A 16,336-nucleotide genomic window follows, 5' to 3' on the forward strand; every position below is an offset into this window, starting at 1 on the left:
CCGCCGAGATCAGCAGGACGGCGAGCCCTTCGCGGCGGGCCTCGCGGATCTGCGACCACCCCGATGACGGCGCCGACGACGAGCAGGTCGCGGGCCGCGCCGGCCCCCGTCTCCCAGGACTGCTCGGCGCGCTGGGCACGGGAGAGGCGCCGGCCGCCGGACCGCAGCCGGGCCCGCGTCCGGTCGAGGGCGCCCGCCATCAGCAGCTCGCGGAGGCCGTCGACACTCTCCACGCTCTCCGCGGAGAGGTCGGCGAGCGCGGCCCGGGTCCGGGCCCCGCGCACGGCCCGCCCGCGCGCCTCCAGCAGCGGCGACCAGAGGAGGAGCAGGGCGGCGGGCACGACGGCGAGGAGCAGCCAGGGCCCGAGGACACCCAGCAGAGTGGCGGCCGCCGCGAAGACGAGCCCCGATGCGAGGAGTTGGGCGATGGCGTGGGCGTAGAAGAACTCCAGCGCCTCCACATCGCCGAGCGCGGTCGAGGCGAGGTCGCCGCTGCGGCGCCCGGCGATCCGCGCGGGGGCTGAGCGGGCGAGCCCGTCGAAGACCCGGACCCGCAGTTCCGCCAGGACGCGGTAGGCGAGGTCGTGCGAGAGGTCCATCTCCCGCCAGGTGGCGAGCGCCCTGAGCAGGACGAGCCCGATGAGGACGGCCACGGTCGCGGAGGACGGGGCCCGGTGGTCGATCACCGCTGTGCCGACGGTGTGCGCGGCGAGGGTGACCAGGGCGACCAGGGCCGCCTGGTCGACGAGGGCGGCCAGGCAGGTGCGCAGGACGGTGGCGCGGTGGGCGCCGAGGACGGGGAGGAGGGAGCGGAGGGCGCCGGTGTCGTGGAGGGCCGCGGCCCTCACGGGTGCGGGCTCGGGCGGTGTCATGCGGCGTGTTCCTCCTGGGGGGTGCTGCGGCCCGCCGCGACGAGCGCGGCGTACACGCCGCCGCCCGCCAGCAGTCCGCTGTGGTCGCCGGACGCCTCGACCCGGCCGCCGTCGAGAACGACGATGTGGTCGGCGTGGCGTACGGCGTCGAGCCGGTGGGCGACGACGAGGCAGGTACGGCCCCGGCTCGCCACCGGCAGCTCCCGCACGATCCGGGCCTCGCCCCGCTCGTCCACAGCGCTGGTGGCCTCGTCCAGGATCAGGACCGGGGCGTCGGCGAGGAGGGCGCGGGCGAGGGCGAGCCGTTGGCGCTGGCCGCCGGAGAGCGTGGCGCCGCGTTCGCCGACGAGGGTGTCGTACCCCTGGGGGAAGGCGGTGATCTCCTGGTGGATGCCCGCCGCGCGGGCGGCGGCGCGCAGGTGTGCGTCGGTGGCGGCGGGACGGGCGATGCGCAGGTTCTCGGCGATCGTGGCGTGGAAGAGATAGGTCTCCTGGGAGACGACGGCGATCCGCCGGCGCAGCGAGGCGAGGGTGTACGCGGCGGTCTCGGTCCCGGCGATCGTGACCCGGCCGCCGTCGGGGTCGCGCTGGCGCAGCAGCAGGCTCAGCAGGGTCGACTTCCCGGCACCGGAGGGCCCGACGATCGCCGTCGTACGCCCGGCGGGTGCGGTGAAGGTGACGCCGTCCAGGGCGGGGCGCTCGCTCGACGGGTGGGTGAAGTGGACGTCCGCGAATCGGATCTCGGGGGCGGTGTCCCAACGGGCCTCCGCCGTTCCCCGGTCCGCGACGGCGGGTTCGGCGGTGCGCAGGGCGGCGATCCCGTCGGCGGCGGAGACCCCCAGGTAGCCGGCGTGCCACTCGCGGGAGAGGTCCCGGATGGGGCGGAAGCACTCGGAGGCGAGCATGAGCAGGAGGTAGGTCCCGGTGGTGGCGGTGCGTCCGGTGGCCGCCGAGGAGCACGCCACGAGGACGGCGGCCGCGGTGCCGCCCTGGACGGCGAGGTCGGTGAGGCCGGTGTCGACCAGCGACACCCGCAGTTTGGCGACGGTCGCACGGTGGAGCGCCGCCGACCGCTTCTCCAGCCGGTCCCGTATGCGGCCCACCGCACCGGCCGCGCGCAGGGTGGCCATGCCCTGCAGGGCCTCCAGGTAGTCGGCGGCGAGGGCTTCGTAGGAGTCCCAGTGCTCCTTGCCCCGCCGGGCGAGCAGCCGGTCCCACCAGCGCGGACCGAAGAGTGCGAGCAGCAGGGCCAGGCCCAGGGCGAGGGCGGCGTACGGCTCGATGAGCGCGACGGCGATGAGCAGGAGGGGCGGGACGGTGGAGGTGATGAGCGCCTGGGGGAGGTAGCGGGAGACGTACGCGTCCACGCCTTCGACGCCGTCCACGAGCGTGGCGCGTACGGCTCCGGCCCGCGCACCGGTGATCGCGGTGGGCCCGAGTTCACCGAGGCGGGCCATCAGGGTGTCGCGGAGCCGGATCCGGACGGCGGCTCCCGCCGTCACGGCGGTCAGCCGCTGGGCCCGGCCGAGCGCGGCGCGGACGAGGACGACGGCGAGGACCGACAGGAGGAGCGGCGCCAGGCCGGATGTGTCGCCGTGGGCGATCCGGGAGAGGACGACGGCGAGCAGGACGGCCTGGGCGAGGTGGGTGAGGGTGACCGCGGCGAGCAGCGCGGTCGCGCCGCCGAGGGGACGGCGGGCGGCGCGGGCGGCGCGCAGGAGTTCGGGGTGGAGCATCATGGGCGTTCTTCCTTGCCCGACGGGGGCGGTGGGGCTGGGAGTGGCTCGTCCTGGTGCCGGGGTTTCGGGGTTCCGGCGAGGGCGAGGCCGTGGACGATCCAGTCGTGTCCGGGGTCGTCGCCCAGTGCGGCGCCGAGGTCGGCCTGCTGCCAGGAACCGATGGGGCGCGAGCGGAGCCCGAGTGCGGTGGCGTGGGCCTGGGCGACGCCGGCGGCGTAACCGGCGGCGAGGTGGCTGCTGCGGATCAGGGCCGGCGGGGCGTCGGCGGGGCAGCCGTGGGCGACCAGCACCGCGCCTGCTGTGCCGATCCATTGCTGGCCCGCCGCCCAGCGGGCGAGGGTGGGGCGGGCATCACCGGAGGCGAGGGGGCCGTCGGTCGTGAGGAGCCCCGGAGCGTCGCCGCCGACCGCCGCGGCCCAGGCGGGGCCGTCCGGCCGGGCACCCTCGGCGGTGGCCAGGACCCGGGCGACCAGATCCGGGGCCGGCGGGTGTGACAGGTCGGAGGGGGCCGCACTCCTTCGCCTACGGAGCGTCTCGTCCGTCACCGGTGCGGGGCGGGGGGCCGGGTGCCAGGTGGAGTCCGATCCTGCGGCTACGTTCGCCAACAGCTGGCGGGCAGCGGCGAGTTCAGGGGGCAGGGCGTTCTCGGTATCCGGACGCGATGCCGAGGTGAGGGCACAGGGCAGGGCGGCCCAGGCGGTCAGCGAGGCGGTGGGGTGTACGGACCCGCGCGCGGACGGCAACCAGATTGCCACAAGGGGGAGTTCGGGGTCGACGCCAGGCCACCGGGCCTGCCGCTCGGCCGCTCGGGGCAGCCCGGCAGCCGCAGAAAGCCCGGCGCCGTCCGCGTCGAGGCAGACCAGTACGCCCTCCGGGGCAGCGGCGAGCGCCAGGGCAGCCGCCGCGTGACCCGCGTCCAGCAGGAGCAGGGGCCAGGCGCGGTGTCCGTAGTGCGCGACCGTACGGGCGGCCGTGACGGTGAGGATGACGAAGGCTCCCGAGGGCGCGTCGGCGGGTGCCCGGCCACGCGGGTGGGCACGGTGGGTGCGCGGGTCGTAGGCGTACCGCCCGGGCGGCAGGGAACAGCCGGGGCCGACGAGCAGGTGAGCCTGTACGGGATGGAGAGCGCCCGCCGAGGCGACGGGCCGCAGCCGGCCCGCCCTGTGCGGGGCGGCGAGCGACAGCCGCAGGCCGCGGTCCAGGTTCACCGCTCCACCGGTACCGGCCGGGGAGAGCCCCGGGCCGCCCCACGGGAAGGCGCGCTCCGGCACATACGGGACGGTGCGCGGCACCCGGGAGGACCTGGCGTCGGCCAGGGCGCGGCTCAGGAGCTCGGAAGCGGCCGCGGGAGCCTGGGTCATGGGGACGTGCTCCTTCACATGTGCGGCGGCGGTGCGAGGGTGAAGTCCGCGGGTCCGGCGGGGGGTTCGGCGCGCCAGCCCCGGCCGAGAGCGGCCTCGGCGAAACGTGGGCAGCCGAAGTAGCCGAATGCGGCGGGGGCGTTGGGGATCAGACCGGAGACCAGTACGCGGGCGACGCGCAGGGAGGTCTCGGCGATGTCTTCGGTCGTGAGATCCACGGTGATCACGCGGTGGCCGCCTGCGCCGAGCGCCGCGTCCAGTGCGGAGCGGCTACCGGGGGCGACCTCGGTGACGGGGACGACGCCCCCGGCGGGTTTCGTGAAGCGTCGGGCCAGCGGGGTCATCCGGTCGTCGAGCCAGACCTGTACGTGGGCGCCGAGGTCCCGAACGGCGGCGAACTGCGGCCCGCAGTCGTCGAGATAGCGCCGGTCGGCCCGGTGGTCCAGATAGAGGCCCCGCGCGAAGAGACCGGCCTCCACGGAGCGGTGGACCCAGCCGTCGGCGTCCACAGCGCCCTGGGTGAACACCCAGGTGTGCACGGCCTCCAGGACTGCCTTGCGGGCCGCCTCCGCCGGGGCGTACCGGCAGGCGAACCCGGCGGCGTGGATGCCCCGCCGGGGGTCGTGCACGAGGGCGGCCATGCAGGGGGCGAACTCGGAGGGCATCTCCACGATGTGGACGTCCAGTTCGGCGCCTGCCAGATCCTCGGTGAGGCCGGGAACGCTCGCCGGGTCGATACCCCGGGTGGGCCCGTCCAGGTGCCACCACAGCTCCAGGGCGTCGCGTTCGACGACTTCGAGCAGCCCTCGCTCGACGGCGTCGTCGAAGCCCTGGCCGGTGGCTATGCCCGCGTAGTTGAGATGGTGCGTGCGGGGCAGTGAACGCAGCTCGCCCTGGCGCCAGTTGAGGTGGGTGAGGGCTACGGGAGCCCAGCAGGGCTGCCCGTCCTCGGCGCCCAGGGTCCACAGCGCCGGGGTATCGGGAGTGAGTGCGGCGTAGGGGAAGCGTGGGCGCTCGTGCTGCCAGGAGGCGTAGGAGGGCACCGCCCCGGGCCCGTACAGCCGCAGCCCCTCCGCCTCCAGCTCGGCGGCCGTGGCTTTGCGGGGTGCGCCGGGGTGGCCGGGCGGCGGGACGCGGTTGCCGCAGTAGCGTTCCACGGCCTCGGCGACGGCGGCGATCCTGGCCCCCTCGGGGTCCCCGAAGGTGGTGCCGAGCGAGACCCGGTCGGCGGGCCAGGCGCCGAGGCGTCGGGCGTCGGCGACCTCGGCGGTCATCGCGGTGTAGCGGGGCGGCGCCCCTTCCGGGTGCTCGACCGGCTCGACACCGCGGATCAGCCCGCAGACGGGGTCGACCAGGGCTTCTATGGGCAAGGTGCTGGTCAACGGCATATCTCCGGTACGGGCTCGACGTAACGACGCCGGGCGACGACGGTCAGGTGCAGGGCACTGCCCCGGGCCGACACGGCCCTGCGGGACGGGGCGAGGCGGGTGGCGGTCACCGGGTTCTCGCCGGTGTGCGGGTTGCGGGCGTGGGCGGGGAAGTGGTGTCCGGCGATCTCCGCGCGGAGCCTCGTCCCGGCGGGCAGCCGGCGGCCCAGTGTGCCGAGCGGCACGGTGATCTCCACGGCCTCCCCGGGCGGGTCGGTGCGCCGGACGATGCCGAACGCCAGCGGCTCCGCGCGGCCGGCCGGGTCGAGGGCGGTGACGCGTACGGCCCAGTCGGCGGCGGGGGTGTCGGCGGCGGCGTGGAGCCGGGCGGTGGCGGGTCCGGCCAGGTCGAGCGGGCGGGGCAGGGGCGGGGAGAGGAGGAGGCATCGGTCGGCGGGGGCGCCGTCGGCCGGGACGGCGAGGTCGTCGGAGCGGACGGGGTGGGCGGGGTCAGCGGTGAAATCGGCTCCGTGCAGCAGCTGCAGACCGGTGGGAGCGCCGAAAGGCCAGGTGGTGGTGCGTGTCGAGGAATCCGCCGGCCCATGCGTGGCGTCGCCTGGCCGTACGCCGTGCCAACGACCGCTGCCGTCAAGGGTGATGACCCCGCGCCGCTCGGGCTTCAGCTGTCCGGCGAGGGCGGAGCGGGCCCACCGTACGTACAGCGCACCGAGGTTGACGCGGTCGGCCGCGATCGCGGGCCGGTCCGCGGTGAGTCGGTGGCCCCACGGGCCGAGCAGCAGACGTGCGGGGCCGCCCCAGCCGCGCCACAGCGCCACGGTGTCCTCGGCGAAGGGATCGCGGGTGCCGCCTACGGCGAGGAGCGGAAGTCGGGAGGCGGAGCCGCGCCGGACGATCCGGCCGCGCGGACAGGCGTCCCAGAGCTCGGGCCAGGAGGGCAGGGCGCGGCCCAGGCGGTCGGCCAGCCGGGTGAGGGGGAGGTGTTCCAGGAGTCGGGGGTCCTCCGCGAGGGCCCGGGCCAGCGCATCGGGGGCGGAGTCGGGGCGGTCGCCGTGCGCGGCCCACCAGCCGGCGCGCGCCCAGAGCCGTTCGGGGCCCGCGGGCTCGCGAGCGGTGTCGGCGAGGCCGAGGGCGGGGACGGCGGCGATGACGGCGTCAGGCCGGCCGTCGCCGGGCGGGCCGAGCGCGGTGACGAGGGCGCAGTGGGCGGCGTAGGAGGAGCCGACGGCGACGACCGGGCCGCCGCCGCTCCACGCCTGGCCGCGCACCCAGGCCACGGTCGCGGCGCCGTCGCTCGCCTCGTGGTCCCGGTAGGGGTGCCACGGCCCCGGCGAGCAGTGCCGGCCGCGGACGTCCTGCGCGAGCGCGGCGAACCCGTGGGCCGCCCAGCCGCACAGCTCGGCGCGGTGGGCGGTGCGGCCGTAAGGGGTGCGGATGACGACGGCGGGGTGGGGGCCCGGTGTGTCCGGCAGGCAGAGGTCGGTGGCGAGCGGGGTGCCGTCGAGGGCGGGGACGTACACGGTCGCGGTGTTCGCCGTGGTGTTCACGGGGCCGTCCGCGCGGTGGGGGCGGGCAGCGGGGCGACCTCCGGTACGGGGAGCACGGGGTGTTCGGTGACGGTCAGGTCGCGCACGTCGATCCGGCGCAGCCTGCGGCGGGCGGGGAGGCCGGCTCCCCGGTGCGGCTCGCCGCTCGCCCAGGCGATCAGGTCGGCGGTGAGCAGTGCGGCGATCAGGGCGGCGGCCGGCTCGGTGGGGTGCGGTCCGGTGTCGGGGGTGCGGTGGCCGGCCCAGTAGGCGGCAAGTTCGCGGTGGGCGGCGGTGGCCGCGAGCCTGCGCAGGCGGACATGGGCGGCGGTGACGTCGCCCGGCGCCGAGGCGAGGGGTTCGGTCCAGGTGTGAGCGCCTTCGCGGTGGCAGCGCAGCCAGGCGGTGTGCCGGGCGGGCAGCCGGTCCGCTTCGTCCCAGAGCCCTTCGGGGACGGGTGAGTCGAGACACCAGACCACGGCAGTGTCCCGCTCCCCCGCGAGTCCGGCCACGTCGCCGGCGGTGGCGGGGTGGACCTCGGCCCCTTTGGCCGCGGCGAACCGGGCGAGCGGGCCGGTGAGTACGGGGTCTCCCAGGATGTGGACGGTCCGCCCGGTGAGCGGTGGGCGGCGGGGTTCGGTCACCGCGTGCCCGGCCTCCTCGAACGCCGTGATCAGAAGGCTGAGTTCACCCGAGGGCGCCCGCCCCTCCCCGTCCGTCAACCGGTCGATCAGCTCTCCCGTGTCGACGTGGCCGGTATCGATGCGCAGGAACTCCCCTTCGGAGGTGCGGAGTACGGGCCGGCCACCGGGGGCGGTGACGATCCCGGCTCCGGGAGCGAGTCGACTGCGGTTCACGGAAGCCTCCGAGGGGCGCGGTACGGGAGTGATCAGGTGGTGCGAACGGGACGGGCCCGTCCGGGGGTCAGCCCGGACGGGCCCGCCACGCGAGGAGCGGGAGCCTGCCTCAGCGGCAGGTGCCGCCTACTTCTCGTCCGCGGTGTCGGCCTCGACGGCGTCGTCGAAGGGGTTCTCGACGAGGGCGTTCGAGTGGGTGGCGGAGAGGTGGGCGAGCTGGCCCTGGTCGGCGATCGGACTGAACACCTTGTTGTGCTCCATGAGTTGAAGCCTCCATTCAGGATCGGTCGGGTGGTGGTTGCGACGTCGTTCGGTGCCGCACCACAGACACTAATGAATATGATTTTCATTGCGCAATAGCTGGAGCGGATCGAGAGGGTGATCTGGGTAACAGACGGGCCAGCCGCCCTCGGAATCGGCCCCCACCCGCCCCTGGACGCCCAGGACTTCGGCCAGCAGCCGCTCCGTGACCACCTCTCCGGGCGGGCCGTCGGCGGCGATGCGGCCCTCGCGCAGCGCGACGATCCGGTCGGCGAACCGCGCCGCGTGGTTGAGGTCGTGCAGCACCATCACGACCGTCAGCCGTCGCTCGGCGCGCAGCCGTACGACCGTCTGGAGCACCTCCAGTTGGTGCCGCAGGTCGAGATAGGTGGTGGGCTCGTCCAGGAAGAGGACCGGGGCGTCCTGCGCCAGCGCCATGGCCAGCCGGACCCGTTGCCGCTCACCGCCGGACAGCGCGTCCACCGGCCGGTCCGCCCAGCCGGTGACGCCGACGTCCGCGAGGGCCCGGCTCGTCACCTCGTCGTCGCCGTCCCGCAGCATTCCCAGCGGCCCCCGGGCCGCGTAACGGCCCTGGCGGACCAATTGCCGTACGGTCAGGGCCGGTACGGCGGGGGCCGACTGGTGGAGCAGGGCCACGCGGCGTGCGGCGGCACGTCTGGGCAGGCGTGCCGCATCATCCCCCTCCAGCAGGACGCGGCCGGCTCTGGGGGTGAGCAGTCCGGCGGCGAGCTTGAGGAAGGTGCTCTTGCCGCAGCCGTTCAGGCCGATGAGGGCGACGAGTTCCCCCGCTTCGATGCTCAGGTCGATCCCCCGCAGCACCTCGCGCCCCGGATAGCCGAAGCTGAGCCGCTCTGCCCGGACCACGTCCGGTGCCCCCGCGACGCGGGCCCTCCCGACCGGCGCCTTCGCCATGTGTTGCTTCCCGTCCGTCGTGACATCTCTCGTACGTGCCATGTCCGGCCTTCTCTCCGTCACCGTTCATCCGTCCGTCGCCGCGCCACGACCAGGAGCAGCCCCGCCCCGACGAAGGTGGTCAGCGCACCGACCGGCAGGGTCAGCCGGTCCGCGTCGAGCGCCACCACCAGCAGCCGGGAGAGCAGTTGGGCCGCCGCATCCGCCCCGCACACCACCACCGCACCGAGCAGCGCGGCGCCGGGCAGGGTGATGCGCAGGTCGGCTCCGAAGACGGCCAGCGCCAGATGCGGCACCAGCAGACCCACGAATCCGAGCGCCCCCACCGCCGAGACGGCGCCGGCCGTCAGGGCCACCGCACACACGAGCGCGGCGGCGCGGCCCCGCCCGGCGTCCAGCCCGGCCGCCGAGGCCTGTTCATCGCCGCAGCGCAGCAGGGTCAGCGGCGCGGAGAGCAGCCACGCGGCAGCTCCCCACACCGCGGCCCACGGCCACAGCAGGTGCCAGTGCTGCCAGACCCGGCCCTCGGTGGAGCCGATCAACCACTGGACGACGCTGCCGAGTTCGCCGGGGGCCACCAGGAGGACGACGGCGGTGAGTCCGGCGAGGACCGCCGACACGAGCACCCCGTAGACGGCGGTCTGTTCGGGGTCGCCCTTCTCCCGTCCCGCGAGCAGCCAGAGCAGTCCCGCGCCCGCGAACCCTCCCAGGCAGGCCGCCACGACGACCGCCGTCGGGGACTCCCAGCCGGCCAGGCCGAGGCCCGTGGCGGTGACCGCGCCGAGGACCGCTCCGGGGGTCACGCCGGTGACCTCGGGCCCGGCCAGCGGATTGCGCAGGGCAGACTGCAGGACGAGACCGGCGACTCCCAGGCTCGCGCCCGCGACGAGCGCCACCAGCAGCCGGGGCACCCGGAGTTGGAGGACGATGTGCTCGGCCATCGGATCGCTGCTCCCTCCGAGGAGGACGGCCCGCACCCCCTCGCCCGTGACTCCCCGCCCCGCGAACAGGTCCGCGCAGGCGACGGCGCAGACAAGCACGGCGAGGGCGCCCATCCGGACGCGGGCTGAGCGCCACGCCGGCCGGGGTGGTGCGGGCGCCGCTTCCAGGACGCTCATCGTTCCGCCTTCCGCAGGAGAGGTACGGGGCCGTCGACCGGGCGGCCTCCGAGAGGCCCGTCGACGGGGCCTCCTTGCCCCGGCAGGTCGGGCCTGATCGGTCCCCGGCTCTTCGCCGCCCGCCGCCCCCGCTTCAGCAGCACCACCCCGACCGGCACGCCGACCAGGGCCGTCCACGCCCCGACCGGCGTCTCGACCGGTGCGAGCGCCAGCCGTGCGGGCTGGTCGGCGCAGAGCACCACGACCGCCCCGCACAGCGCGGACCGGACGAGCCAGCCCGCGGCCCCGCCGTCCGGCCGCAGCCGTCGGGCGAGGTGGGGCGCGAGGAAGCCGACCCAGGCGACCGGCCCGCAGACCGCCACGACGGGGGCGATCAGGACGACGGCGATGCCCAGCGCGGCGACCCGCGCGCGCTCGACGCGTACGCCGAGCGCGCGGGCGTCGTCGTCGCCGAGCCGCAGCACGCCGAGCACCGGCACACAGAGCACGAGCGCCGGTACGGCGACGGCCAGCCAGGGCAGCAGGCCGGTGACGTCGTCCCAGGTGCGGGCGGACAGACTGCCCAGCAGATAGCGGTAGATGAGCTGGAGGTCGAGCTGGTCGGCCATCACCATGAGCACCAGCAGTCCGGCCTGGAGCGCTGCCGCGACGGCGGCCCCGGTCAGCAGGACGGACGACGGGCTGCGCCCGAACCCGGCGGCGACCAGGGTGAGCAGCCCGCCGAACGCGGCACCGGCCAGAGCCAGGAAGGGCTGGAGCCCGAGCGGTACGGAGAGGGCGAGCACCAGCGGTGCCGCCACCCCGAGCGCGGCTCCGGAGGAGACGCCGAGCATCTCCGGGACGGCGAGCGGATTACGTAGCGCCTCCTGGAGGACGAGACCCGCGGCGCCGAGGCAGGCACCGGCGACCAGTGCCAACACCATGCGGGGCAGCCGGAGTTCGGTGACGACGAGGCCCGCGAGGCCGTCGGACCCCAGGGTGGCGAGGAGCCGGCCGGGCGGGACGTACGGCGTGCCGAGGCTGAGGGCGCACACCGCGCCCGCCACCGCCGCCACCGTCAGACAGACCGGGGCCACGGGCAGCCGGCCGGGCGTGGTGCGGCGGCCGCCCATGACGCCCTTCTCCGCGCCGCCCCTCACCGCAGTGCGGCCGTCGCCTCGTCGAGGACGACGCCCAGGGACCGGGTGCCGCGCCCCTTGGCCCAGACCTCGGAGTCGACCTCGATGACCTTGCCGTTCTTCACCGCCGGGATCCGCGACCAGAGCGGGTTCTTGGCGAGCTTGTCGGAGAGCTTGCCGTCCGGGGCGCCGAAGGAGAGCGTCTCCACGAACAGGACGTCGACGTCCCGGGCGAGAATCTCCTCGAGGCTGTAGGAGCCGTCGACCCCCCGGCTCTTCCAGGGGTAGTGGGAGATCTTCGGGAAGAGTCCGGCGGCCACGTCGGTCTCCGGGGTGGCCACGCCGAAGTTCTCGTCACTGCCGAAGATGATCAGCGCCGTCTTGTCACTCCTGGACTCCTCGGCCTTCGCCAGGCGGGCGCGGAACGCCTTCTCGGCCTTCTCCCCCTCCTCCGTGCGGCCGGTGAGCGCGGCCAGGTCCCGCAGGTAGCCGACGCTGTCCTTCCAGGAGCCGGGCTGTACCGGCCAGAAGGTGGTGGCGCCCTTCAGTGCGGGGGCGAGCTTGCCGTGGGTGTCCTCCAGGCCGATCACCAGGTCGGGCCGGTGGGAGAGGATCGCCTCGACCTCGGGGCTGAGGAATCCACCGGGCACGACGGGGACCTTCGCCGCCTTCTCCTTGCCCAGGAATCCGGGGTGTGCGAGCAGCGCGGAGTTGGTGGCGGTGGGGGTCATGCCCAGCTCGACGAGGATGTCGTCGCAGAGGGCGACCAGGCAGACGATCTTCTGCGGCGCCTTGTCCAGGGAGACCGTGACGCCCTTGGCGTCGGTGATCTCGGTGGCCGCCTTGATGGGCTGCACCTCGGTGCTCGTACGGGGCCCGGCCCCGGCCGCGGGTTCGGCGGTGCCGGACGCGTCGCCGGTGGTGCCGCAGCCGACCAGCAGCCCTCCCAGTACGGCGATCGCGGCCCAGCGGCGGACTCTCAGTGCGGTGCGTGGCATCGGCTGTCTCTCAGATTCTGTACGGCCCCGGGGAGGAGGCAGGTGCGACGGCGGGGCCCCGGGAGCCATCCCCACCACAGAGCGGAACCTTACACATGATTATCATTTCCACTAGAGCGGGCCAAGACCTCCCGCAGCACCGTCGGATCCCATCGACCGCCTCCAGGAGCTCCCCATGCCCCACCCTCCCCATCTGCCGCCCCGTCTCCTGGTCGCCGACCAAGTCGCCGGGCGCATCAGCCTGTTGGACCTCCCGGGTGGCGACGAGCGGGCGGCGCTGAACCACCGCCATCTCGCCGAGCACGCCGGGTTCCTCGCCCTGCCGGACGACCTGGTCGCCTGCGTGGACGACCGGGCGGGTGAGCTGCTGGTCCTCGATCCGTACGGCCCCGACACGGGTCGGCCCCTGGTCCGGCGCCGGGTACCGGTGGCCGTGCCCGCCGAACACCTGGCGGCCGCGCCGGGCGGCCGGCACCTCGCGGTGACCACCGGCCTCGGGCGTAACGAGGAGGCCTGGACCGGGCTCCTGACGGCTGTCGGCCTCGACGCACCGGACGGCGCCGTCGCCGTACGCGTACGGGGGCGGATCGGTGAGCCGGGGGTCACGGTCCTCGGCGGGCCGTCACCGCTCGTGGTGCTGCGCCACCGGGAGCCCGGCGAACTCCTGGTCCACCGGCACCGCGACCTGATGGCCGCACCACCTTCGTGCCCGCCGGTGGAGCCCGTCCAGCGCATCGGACTGCCGGACGCCGACGGGCACGGAGACGCCTACGACCCGGTCACCGGGCGGGTGTTCGCCGCGGCAGGCTCGGGCGTACACCGGGTCCGGCACGACGGCGGGGGGCTCACGCAGGAGCCGCCCCTCCCGTGGGCCGCCGACGGACATACGGGAGGCCGGGGCTTCTACCTGCGGCTCGACCCCGTACGGCGGACCCTGTGGTCCTGCGTACGCGGCGGGCCCACCGCGCCGGGGCAGTGGCCGGAGTGGAGCAACGACGCCTGGTGGCACCAGCTCGACACCGGCACCACGGGGAGGCTGCCGCTGGGCCCCGGACTGGTCTTCAGACTCGCGGTGACCGCCCGCCACATCGCGTACTCCCGCGTCCACCCGGACGGCGACGAGCTGATCCTGCTGGCCGCACCCGCCAGCCCCGGGGCCCGGCCGTACATCGCAGCCCGCCTCCCGCTGCCCGCGATGTCCGGTGCGCCCCGGCGTGGCGGCACCCCGTGGGACGGTGTGCAGCGGCGGGCGATCGCCGCCTCCCCCGGCGCCGGCATGGTCGCGGTCAGCCGGGGCGGCCACGGCGAGGTGCACGTCTTCGACGCCGACCGGGCGGAGCCGGTCACCACCCTCACCCTCCCCACACCTCTCGACGACGGCGGCCACCTCGCCCTGGTCACCCCCGGCGACGGAGCGCACGCGGACCTCGTGGGGCGGTGACCGCCACCGCACGGATCACGACGTGGAAACGACTTACCCTCCCCTGTGCGGTCGGCACCATGACCCCACCCGCGCGTACGAGCGCGGCCTGATCCGGCCGGAGGGCTGAACCCCGCACGGCGCAGGGGCGGGTGGCGACACGGCATGACCGCCGCGTCTCCACCCGCCCCTCGTACGCTCAGGCCGGCATCACCAGGAGGACTTGGTCACCCCGGGCAGGAATCCGGCGTGCGCCTGTTCGCGCATCCGGACCCGGGAGAGGCCGAAGGTACGCAGATACCCCCGGGGCCTGCCGTCGACACTGTCCCGGTTGCGCACCCGCGTCGCGCTGGCGTCGCGCGGCTGACGCCTCAGCTCCGCCAGGGCTGCGGCACGTTCGGCTGCCGGGGTGCCGGGGCGACGGACGATCTCCTTCAGTTCGGCCCGCCGGGCCGCATACCGCTCGACGATCGCCTTGCGCTTCTCGTTCTGCGCGATCTTGCTCTTCTTCGCCATCAGACCTTCCCTCCCCGCGCGCGGATGCGCGCGACCGCGGCTTCGATACCGATCACGTCGATGGTCTTGATCGCGCGGGCGCTGAGGGTCAGCCGCACATGACGCCCCTCACTGGGGAGCCAGTACCGCTTGCGCTGGACATTCGGGTCGAACCGGCGTGACGTACGGCGGTGCGAGTGGGAGATGGAGTTGCCGAATCCCGGCTGCGAGCCGGTCAGTTGGCAGTGGGCGGACACGGACGTTACCTGCCTCTCATCGATGCATCCATTATTGAAAATGGAAACCATTGCCATATAGTAGCGCCCATGGCTCGCAACGAAGTACGCCCGGTCATCAAGCTCCGCTCCACCGCGGGGACCGGCTACACCTACGTCACCCGCAAGAACCGCCGGAACGACCCGGACCGCATGGTGCTGCGCAAGTACGACCCGGTCGCCCGCCGCCATGTGGACTTCCGCGAGGAGCGCTGAGGCCCTCCGGCCCGCCCCGCCCCGCAGCAACCCCCGACCGCTAGGACCCCTTCATGAAGCCCGGAATTCACCCCGCCTACGGCCCCGTCGTCTTCCGCGACAAGGCCGCCGACTTCGCCTTCCTCACCCGCTCCACCCGCACCAGCGACAAGACCGTCGAGTGGGAGGACGGCCGCACCTACCCGGTCGTCGATGTGGAGATCTCCTCCGCGAGCCACCCCTTCTACACCGGCACCGCCCGCGTCCTGGACACCGCGGGCCGCGTCGAGCGCTTCGAGCGCCGGTACGGGCGCGGTGAGGCCCGGTGACGGAGGAACAGCCGGGGAAGCTGCCCGTCGTCATCGTCTGCGGGCTGCACGCGGAGGCCCGGCGCGAGGTGGTGGAGGCGCTGCTCTCCCAGGTCCCGCTCAGCGTCGCGCTCCACCACGACCTGTCCACGGCGACCGCCGGGACCGTACGCCGCACCCTGCGGGACGCCACCGGTGAGCTGTCCGCCGGCAAGACGCCGCTGGTCAACGACTGCGCGTGTTGCGCGCTGCGGGAGGACCTGGTCCCCGAGCTGCAACGGCTCGCGGACAGCGGACTCACCCGACTGGCCGTCCTGGAGCTCTGGGACTCCGTCGAGCCGAAGTCCATGGCCGAGGTCATCGCGGTGCACGGGGCCGACAGCTTCGAGGTGACCAATGTGATCACCGCGATCGATCCGACCCTCGTCCTGCCGTGCCTCACCAACGGCGACGACCTGGCGGAGGCCGGTCTAGCGGCGGCACCCGCCGACCAGCGGACCGTCGGGGACACCTGGGCCCGGCAGCTGGAGTACGCCGCCGTCCTGGCCGTGGCCGAAAGCCCCGCGGCTGACGACGAGGACCGAGCGCTGATCTTCCAGTTGAATCCGACGGCACATCAGATCGCTGCGGGCTCGCCTGAGTTGGCGCGGATCGCGGTTGCCGGATTCGACGTGGAAGCGGCCGCCGCGGGCCAGCATCCGGCCTGTGCGCTGCTGCCCCAGGAGGCGGACGAGGCCGGGGTCTCCACGCTCGTCTGGCGGCGCCACCGCCCCTTTCACCCCGAGCGCCTCTACCACGCGCTGGAGGACCTGTGCTGCGCGGCGGCCCGCAGCCGGGGCCGGTTCTGGCTCGCGGACCGGCCGGACACCCTGCTCTCCTGGGATGCGGCGGGCGGCGCCCTCTGCGTGGAGAACTCGGGCCCTTATCTCGCCTCCCTCCCGGACGCCGCCTGGGCGCTGGTTCCGCCCTACCGGCGGGCCGCCGCCGCGCTGGACTGGCACCCCGAGCACGGCGACCGCTGCCAGCACCTGGTCTTCGTCTCCCCCGGCCTCGACCGCGACGGGCTGACCGGGCTGCTCGATTCGTGCCTGCTCACCGACGAGGAGTACCGGGCGGGCCGGGAGGCGTGGAAGAGCCTGCCCGCCGCGTTCGACGCACTTCTCGACCCGGTGTGAACCGGCACGCCACCCCGTATCCCAACCACCCGCACAAGGAACGCCGATGGCTCGCAAGCAGGACCCCCGTAAGCCGGTCAAGGACCGCCCGAACCCGCTGGACGCGGCGAGGATCACGTACATCGACTACAAGGACACCGATCTGCTGCGCAAGTTCATCTCCGACCGCGGCAAGATCCGCAGCCGCAGGGTGAGCCGGGTGAGCGCCCAGCAGCAGCGGCAGCTCGCCGCGGCCATCAAGAACGCCCGCGAGATGGCGCTGCTGCCGTACTCCGGTTCCGGCAAGTAGCCCGCCGTCGC

At 74.6% G+C, this 16,336-nt stretch carries 18 protein-coding genes; 5 read left to right on the forward strand and 13 right to left on the reverse strand.

Translation table 11 applies throughout. The annotated features are described in order from the left end of the window. The 11 genes from ABZ154_RS28160 to ABZ154_RS28210 all read right to left on the reverse strand — a co-directional run. On the reverse strand, window positions 1–872 hold an 872-nt coding region (locus tag ABZ154_RS28160), incomplete at its 3' end, for an ABC transporter transmembrane domain-containing protein (RefSeq protein ID WP_356837150.1). Beyond that, the gene (locus ABZ154_RS28165) at window positions 869–2,611 is read right to left on the reverse strand and encodes an ATP-binding cassette domain-containing protein (protein ID WP_356837152.1); all 1,743 of its coding nucleotides are present in this window, start codon (window positions 2,609–2,611) and stop codon (window positions 869–871) included. The genes ABZ154_RS28160 and ABZ154_RS28165, both read right to left, overlap by 4 nt. Beyond that, window positions 2,608–3,972 (reverse strand): nitroreductase, encoded by a 1,365-nt coding sequence (locus tag ABZ154_RS28170; protein WP_356837154.1) that lies wholly within the window; start codon window positions 3,970–3,972, stop codon window positions 2,608–2,610. The genes ABZ154_RS28165 and ABZ154_RS28170 overlap by 4 nt, the downstream gene beginning before the upstream one ends. 14 nt (window positions 3,973–3,986) lie before the next feature. Beyond that, window positions 3,987–5,354 (reverse strand): YcaO-like family protein, encoded by a 1,368-nt coding sequence (locus tag ABZ154_RS28175; protein WP_356837156.1) that lies wholly within the window; start codon window positions 5,352–5,354, stop codon window positions 3,987–3,989. After that, a complete protein-coding gene (locus ABZ154_RS28180; RefSeq protein ID WP_356837158.1) occupies window positions 5,351–6,904 on the reverse strand; it encodes a CocE/NonD family hydrolase in 1,554 nt (517 codons plus the stop codon). The genes ABZ154_RS28175 and ABZ154_RS28180 overlap by 4 nt, the downstream gene beginning before the upstream one ends. Further along, window positions 6,901–7,740 carry a hypothetical protein gene (locus ABZ154_RS28185; RefSeq protein WP_356837160.1) on the reverse strand — a complete coding sequence of 280 codons (840 nt, stop codon included), beginning with the start codon at window positions 7,738–7,740 and terminating at the stop codon, window positions 6,901–6,903. The genes ABZ154_RS28180 and ABZ154_RS28185 overlap by 4 nt, the downstream gene beginning before the upstream one ends. A gap of 126 nt (window positions 7,741–7,866) precedes the next feature. Beyond that, window positions 7,867–8,001 carry a streptamidine family RiPP gene (gene amiA / locus ABZ154_RS28190; RefSeq protein ID WP_015613003.1) on the reverse strand — a complete coding sequence of 45 codons (135 nt, stop codon included), beginning with the start codon at window positions 7,999–8,001 and terminating at the stop codon, window positions 7,867–7,869. Between the two features lie 69 nt (window positions 8,002–8,070). After that, the gene (locus tag ABZ154_RS28195) at window positions 8,071–8,934 is read right to left on the reverse strand and encodes an ABC transporter ATP-binding protein (RefSeq protein WP_356837216.1); all 864 of its coding nucleotides are present in this window, start codon (window positions 8,932–8,934) and stop codon (window positions 8,071–8,073) included. 59 nt (window positions 8,935–8,993) lie between these two features. After that, window positions 8,994–10,052 carry an iron ABC transporter permease gene (locus ABZ154_RS28200; protein WP_356837162.1) on the reverse strand — a complete coding sequence of 353 codons (1,059 nt, stop codon included), beginning with the start codon at window positions 10,050–10,052 and terminating at the stop codon, window positions 8,994–8,996. Further along, window positions 10,049–11,164, reverse strand: coding sequence for an iron ABC transporter permease (locus ABZ154_RS28205; protein ID WP_356837164.1), 1,116 nt, complete (start codon window positions 11,162–11,164; stop codon window positions 10,049–10,051). The genes ABZ154_RS28200 and ABZ154_RS28205 overlap by 4 nt, the downstream gene beginning before the upstream one ends. Window positions 11,165–11,187: 23 nt before the next feature. After that, the gene (locus tag ABZ154_RS28210) at window positions 11,188–12,168 is read right to left on the reverse strand and encodes an ABC transporter substrate-binding protein (protein WP_356837166.1); all 981 of its coding nucleotides are present in this window, start codon (window positions 12,166–12,168) and stop codon (window positions 11,188–11,190) included. A 175-nt stretch (window positions 12,169–12,343) separates the two neighbouring features. Between ABZ154_RS28210 and ABZ154_RS28215 the strand changes: the two genes are divergently transcribed. After that, window positions 12,344–13,609: a hypothetical protein gene (locus ABZ154_RS28215; protein WP_356837168.1), complete on the forward strand. Its 1,266-nt coding sequence runs from the start codon at window positions 12,344–12,346 to the stop codon at window positions 13,607–13,609. A 189-nt stretch (window positions 13,610–13,798) separates the two neighbouring features. On the opposite strand, the gene rpsN is transcribed toward ABZ154_RS28215, so the two are convergent. Together rpsN and rpmB are read right to left on the reverse strand one after the other, a co-directional pair. Next, window positions 13,799–14,104 carry a 30S ribosomal protein S14 gene (gene rpsN / locus ABZ154_RS28220; RefSeq protein WP_356837170.1) on the reverse strand — a complete coding sequence of 102 codons (306 nt, stop codon included), beginning with the start codon at window positions 14,102–14,104 and terminating at the stop codon, window positions 13,799–13,801. Next, complete coding sequence (gene rpmB / locus ABZ154_RS28225) at window positions 14,104–14,340, reverse strand: 50S ribosomal protein L28 (RefSeq protein ID WP_019762862.1); 237 nt, start codon at window positions 14,338–14,340, stop codon at window positions 14,104–14,106. Before rpmB ends, rpsN begins: the two co-directional genes overlap by 1 nt. Window positions 14,341–14,409: 69 nt before the next feature. On the opposite strand from rpmB, the gene rpmG reads away from it, so the two are divergent. Genes rpmG through rpsR form a run of 4 tightly spaced genes read left to right on the forward strand, consistent with a single transcriptional unit; the run spans window position 14,410 to window position 16,325 of the window. Then, a complete protein-coding gene (gene rpmG / locus ABZ154_RS28230; RefSeq protein ID WP_003964410.1) occupies window positions 14,410–14,574 on the forward strand; it encodes a 50S ribosomal protein L33 in 165 nt (54 codons plus the stop codon). 53 nt (window positions 14,575–14,627) lie between these two features. Next, a complete protein-coding gene (locus ABZ154_RS28235; protein WP_356837172.1) occupies window positions 14,628–14,882 on the forward strand; it encodes a type B 50S ribosomal protein L31 in 255 nt (84 codons plus the stop codon). Then, on the forward strand, window positions 14,879–16,036 hold the full coding sequence (locus tag ABZ154_RS28240) for a GTP-binding protein (protein WP_356837174.1): 1,158 nt from the start codon (window positions 14,879–14,881) through the stop codon (window positions 16,034–16,036). Before ABZ154_RS28235 ends, ABZ154_RS28240 begins: the two co-directional genes overlap by 4 nt. A 46-nt stretch (window positions 16,037–16,082) precedes the next feature. Continuing rightward, window positions 16,083–16,325, forward strand: a complete 243-nt coding sequence (rpsR, locus tag ABZ154_RS28245) for a 30S ribosomal protein S18 (protein ID WP_093692393.1) — start codon at window positions 16,083–16,085, stop codon at window positions 16,323–16,325. Window positions 16,326–16,336: the final 11 nt, after the last annotated feature.

Source organism: Streptomyces sp. NPDC006261 (assembly GCF_040613515.1).
In the GTDB taxonomy this organism is placed as follows: domain Bacteria; phylum Actinomycetota; class Actinomycetes; order Streptomycetales; family Streptomycetaceae; genus Streptomyces.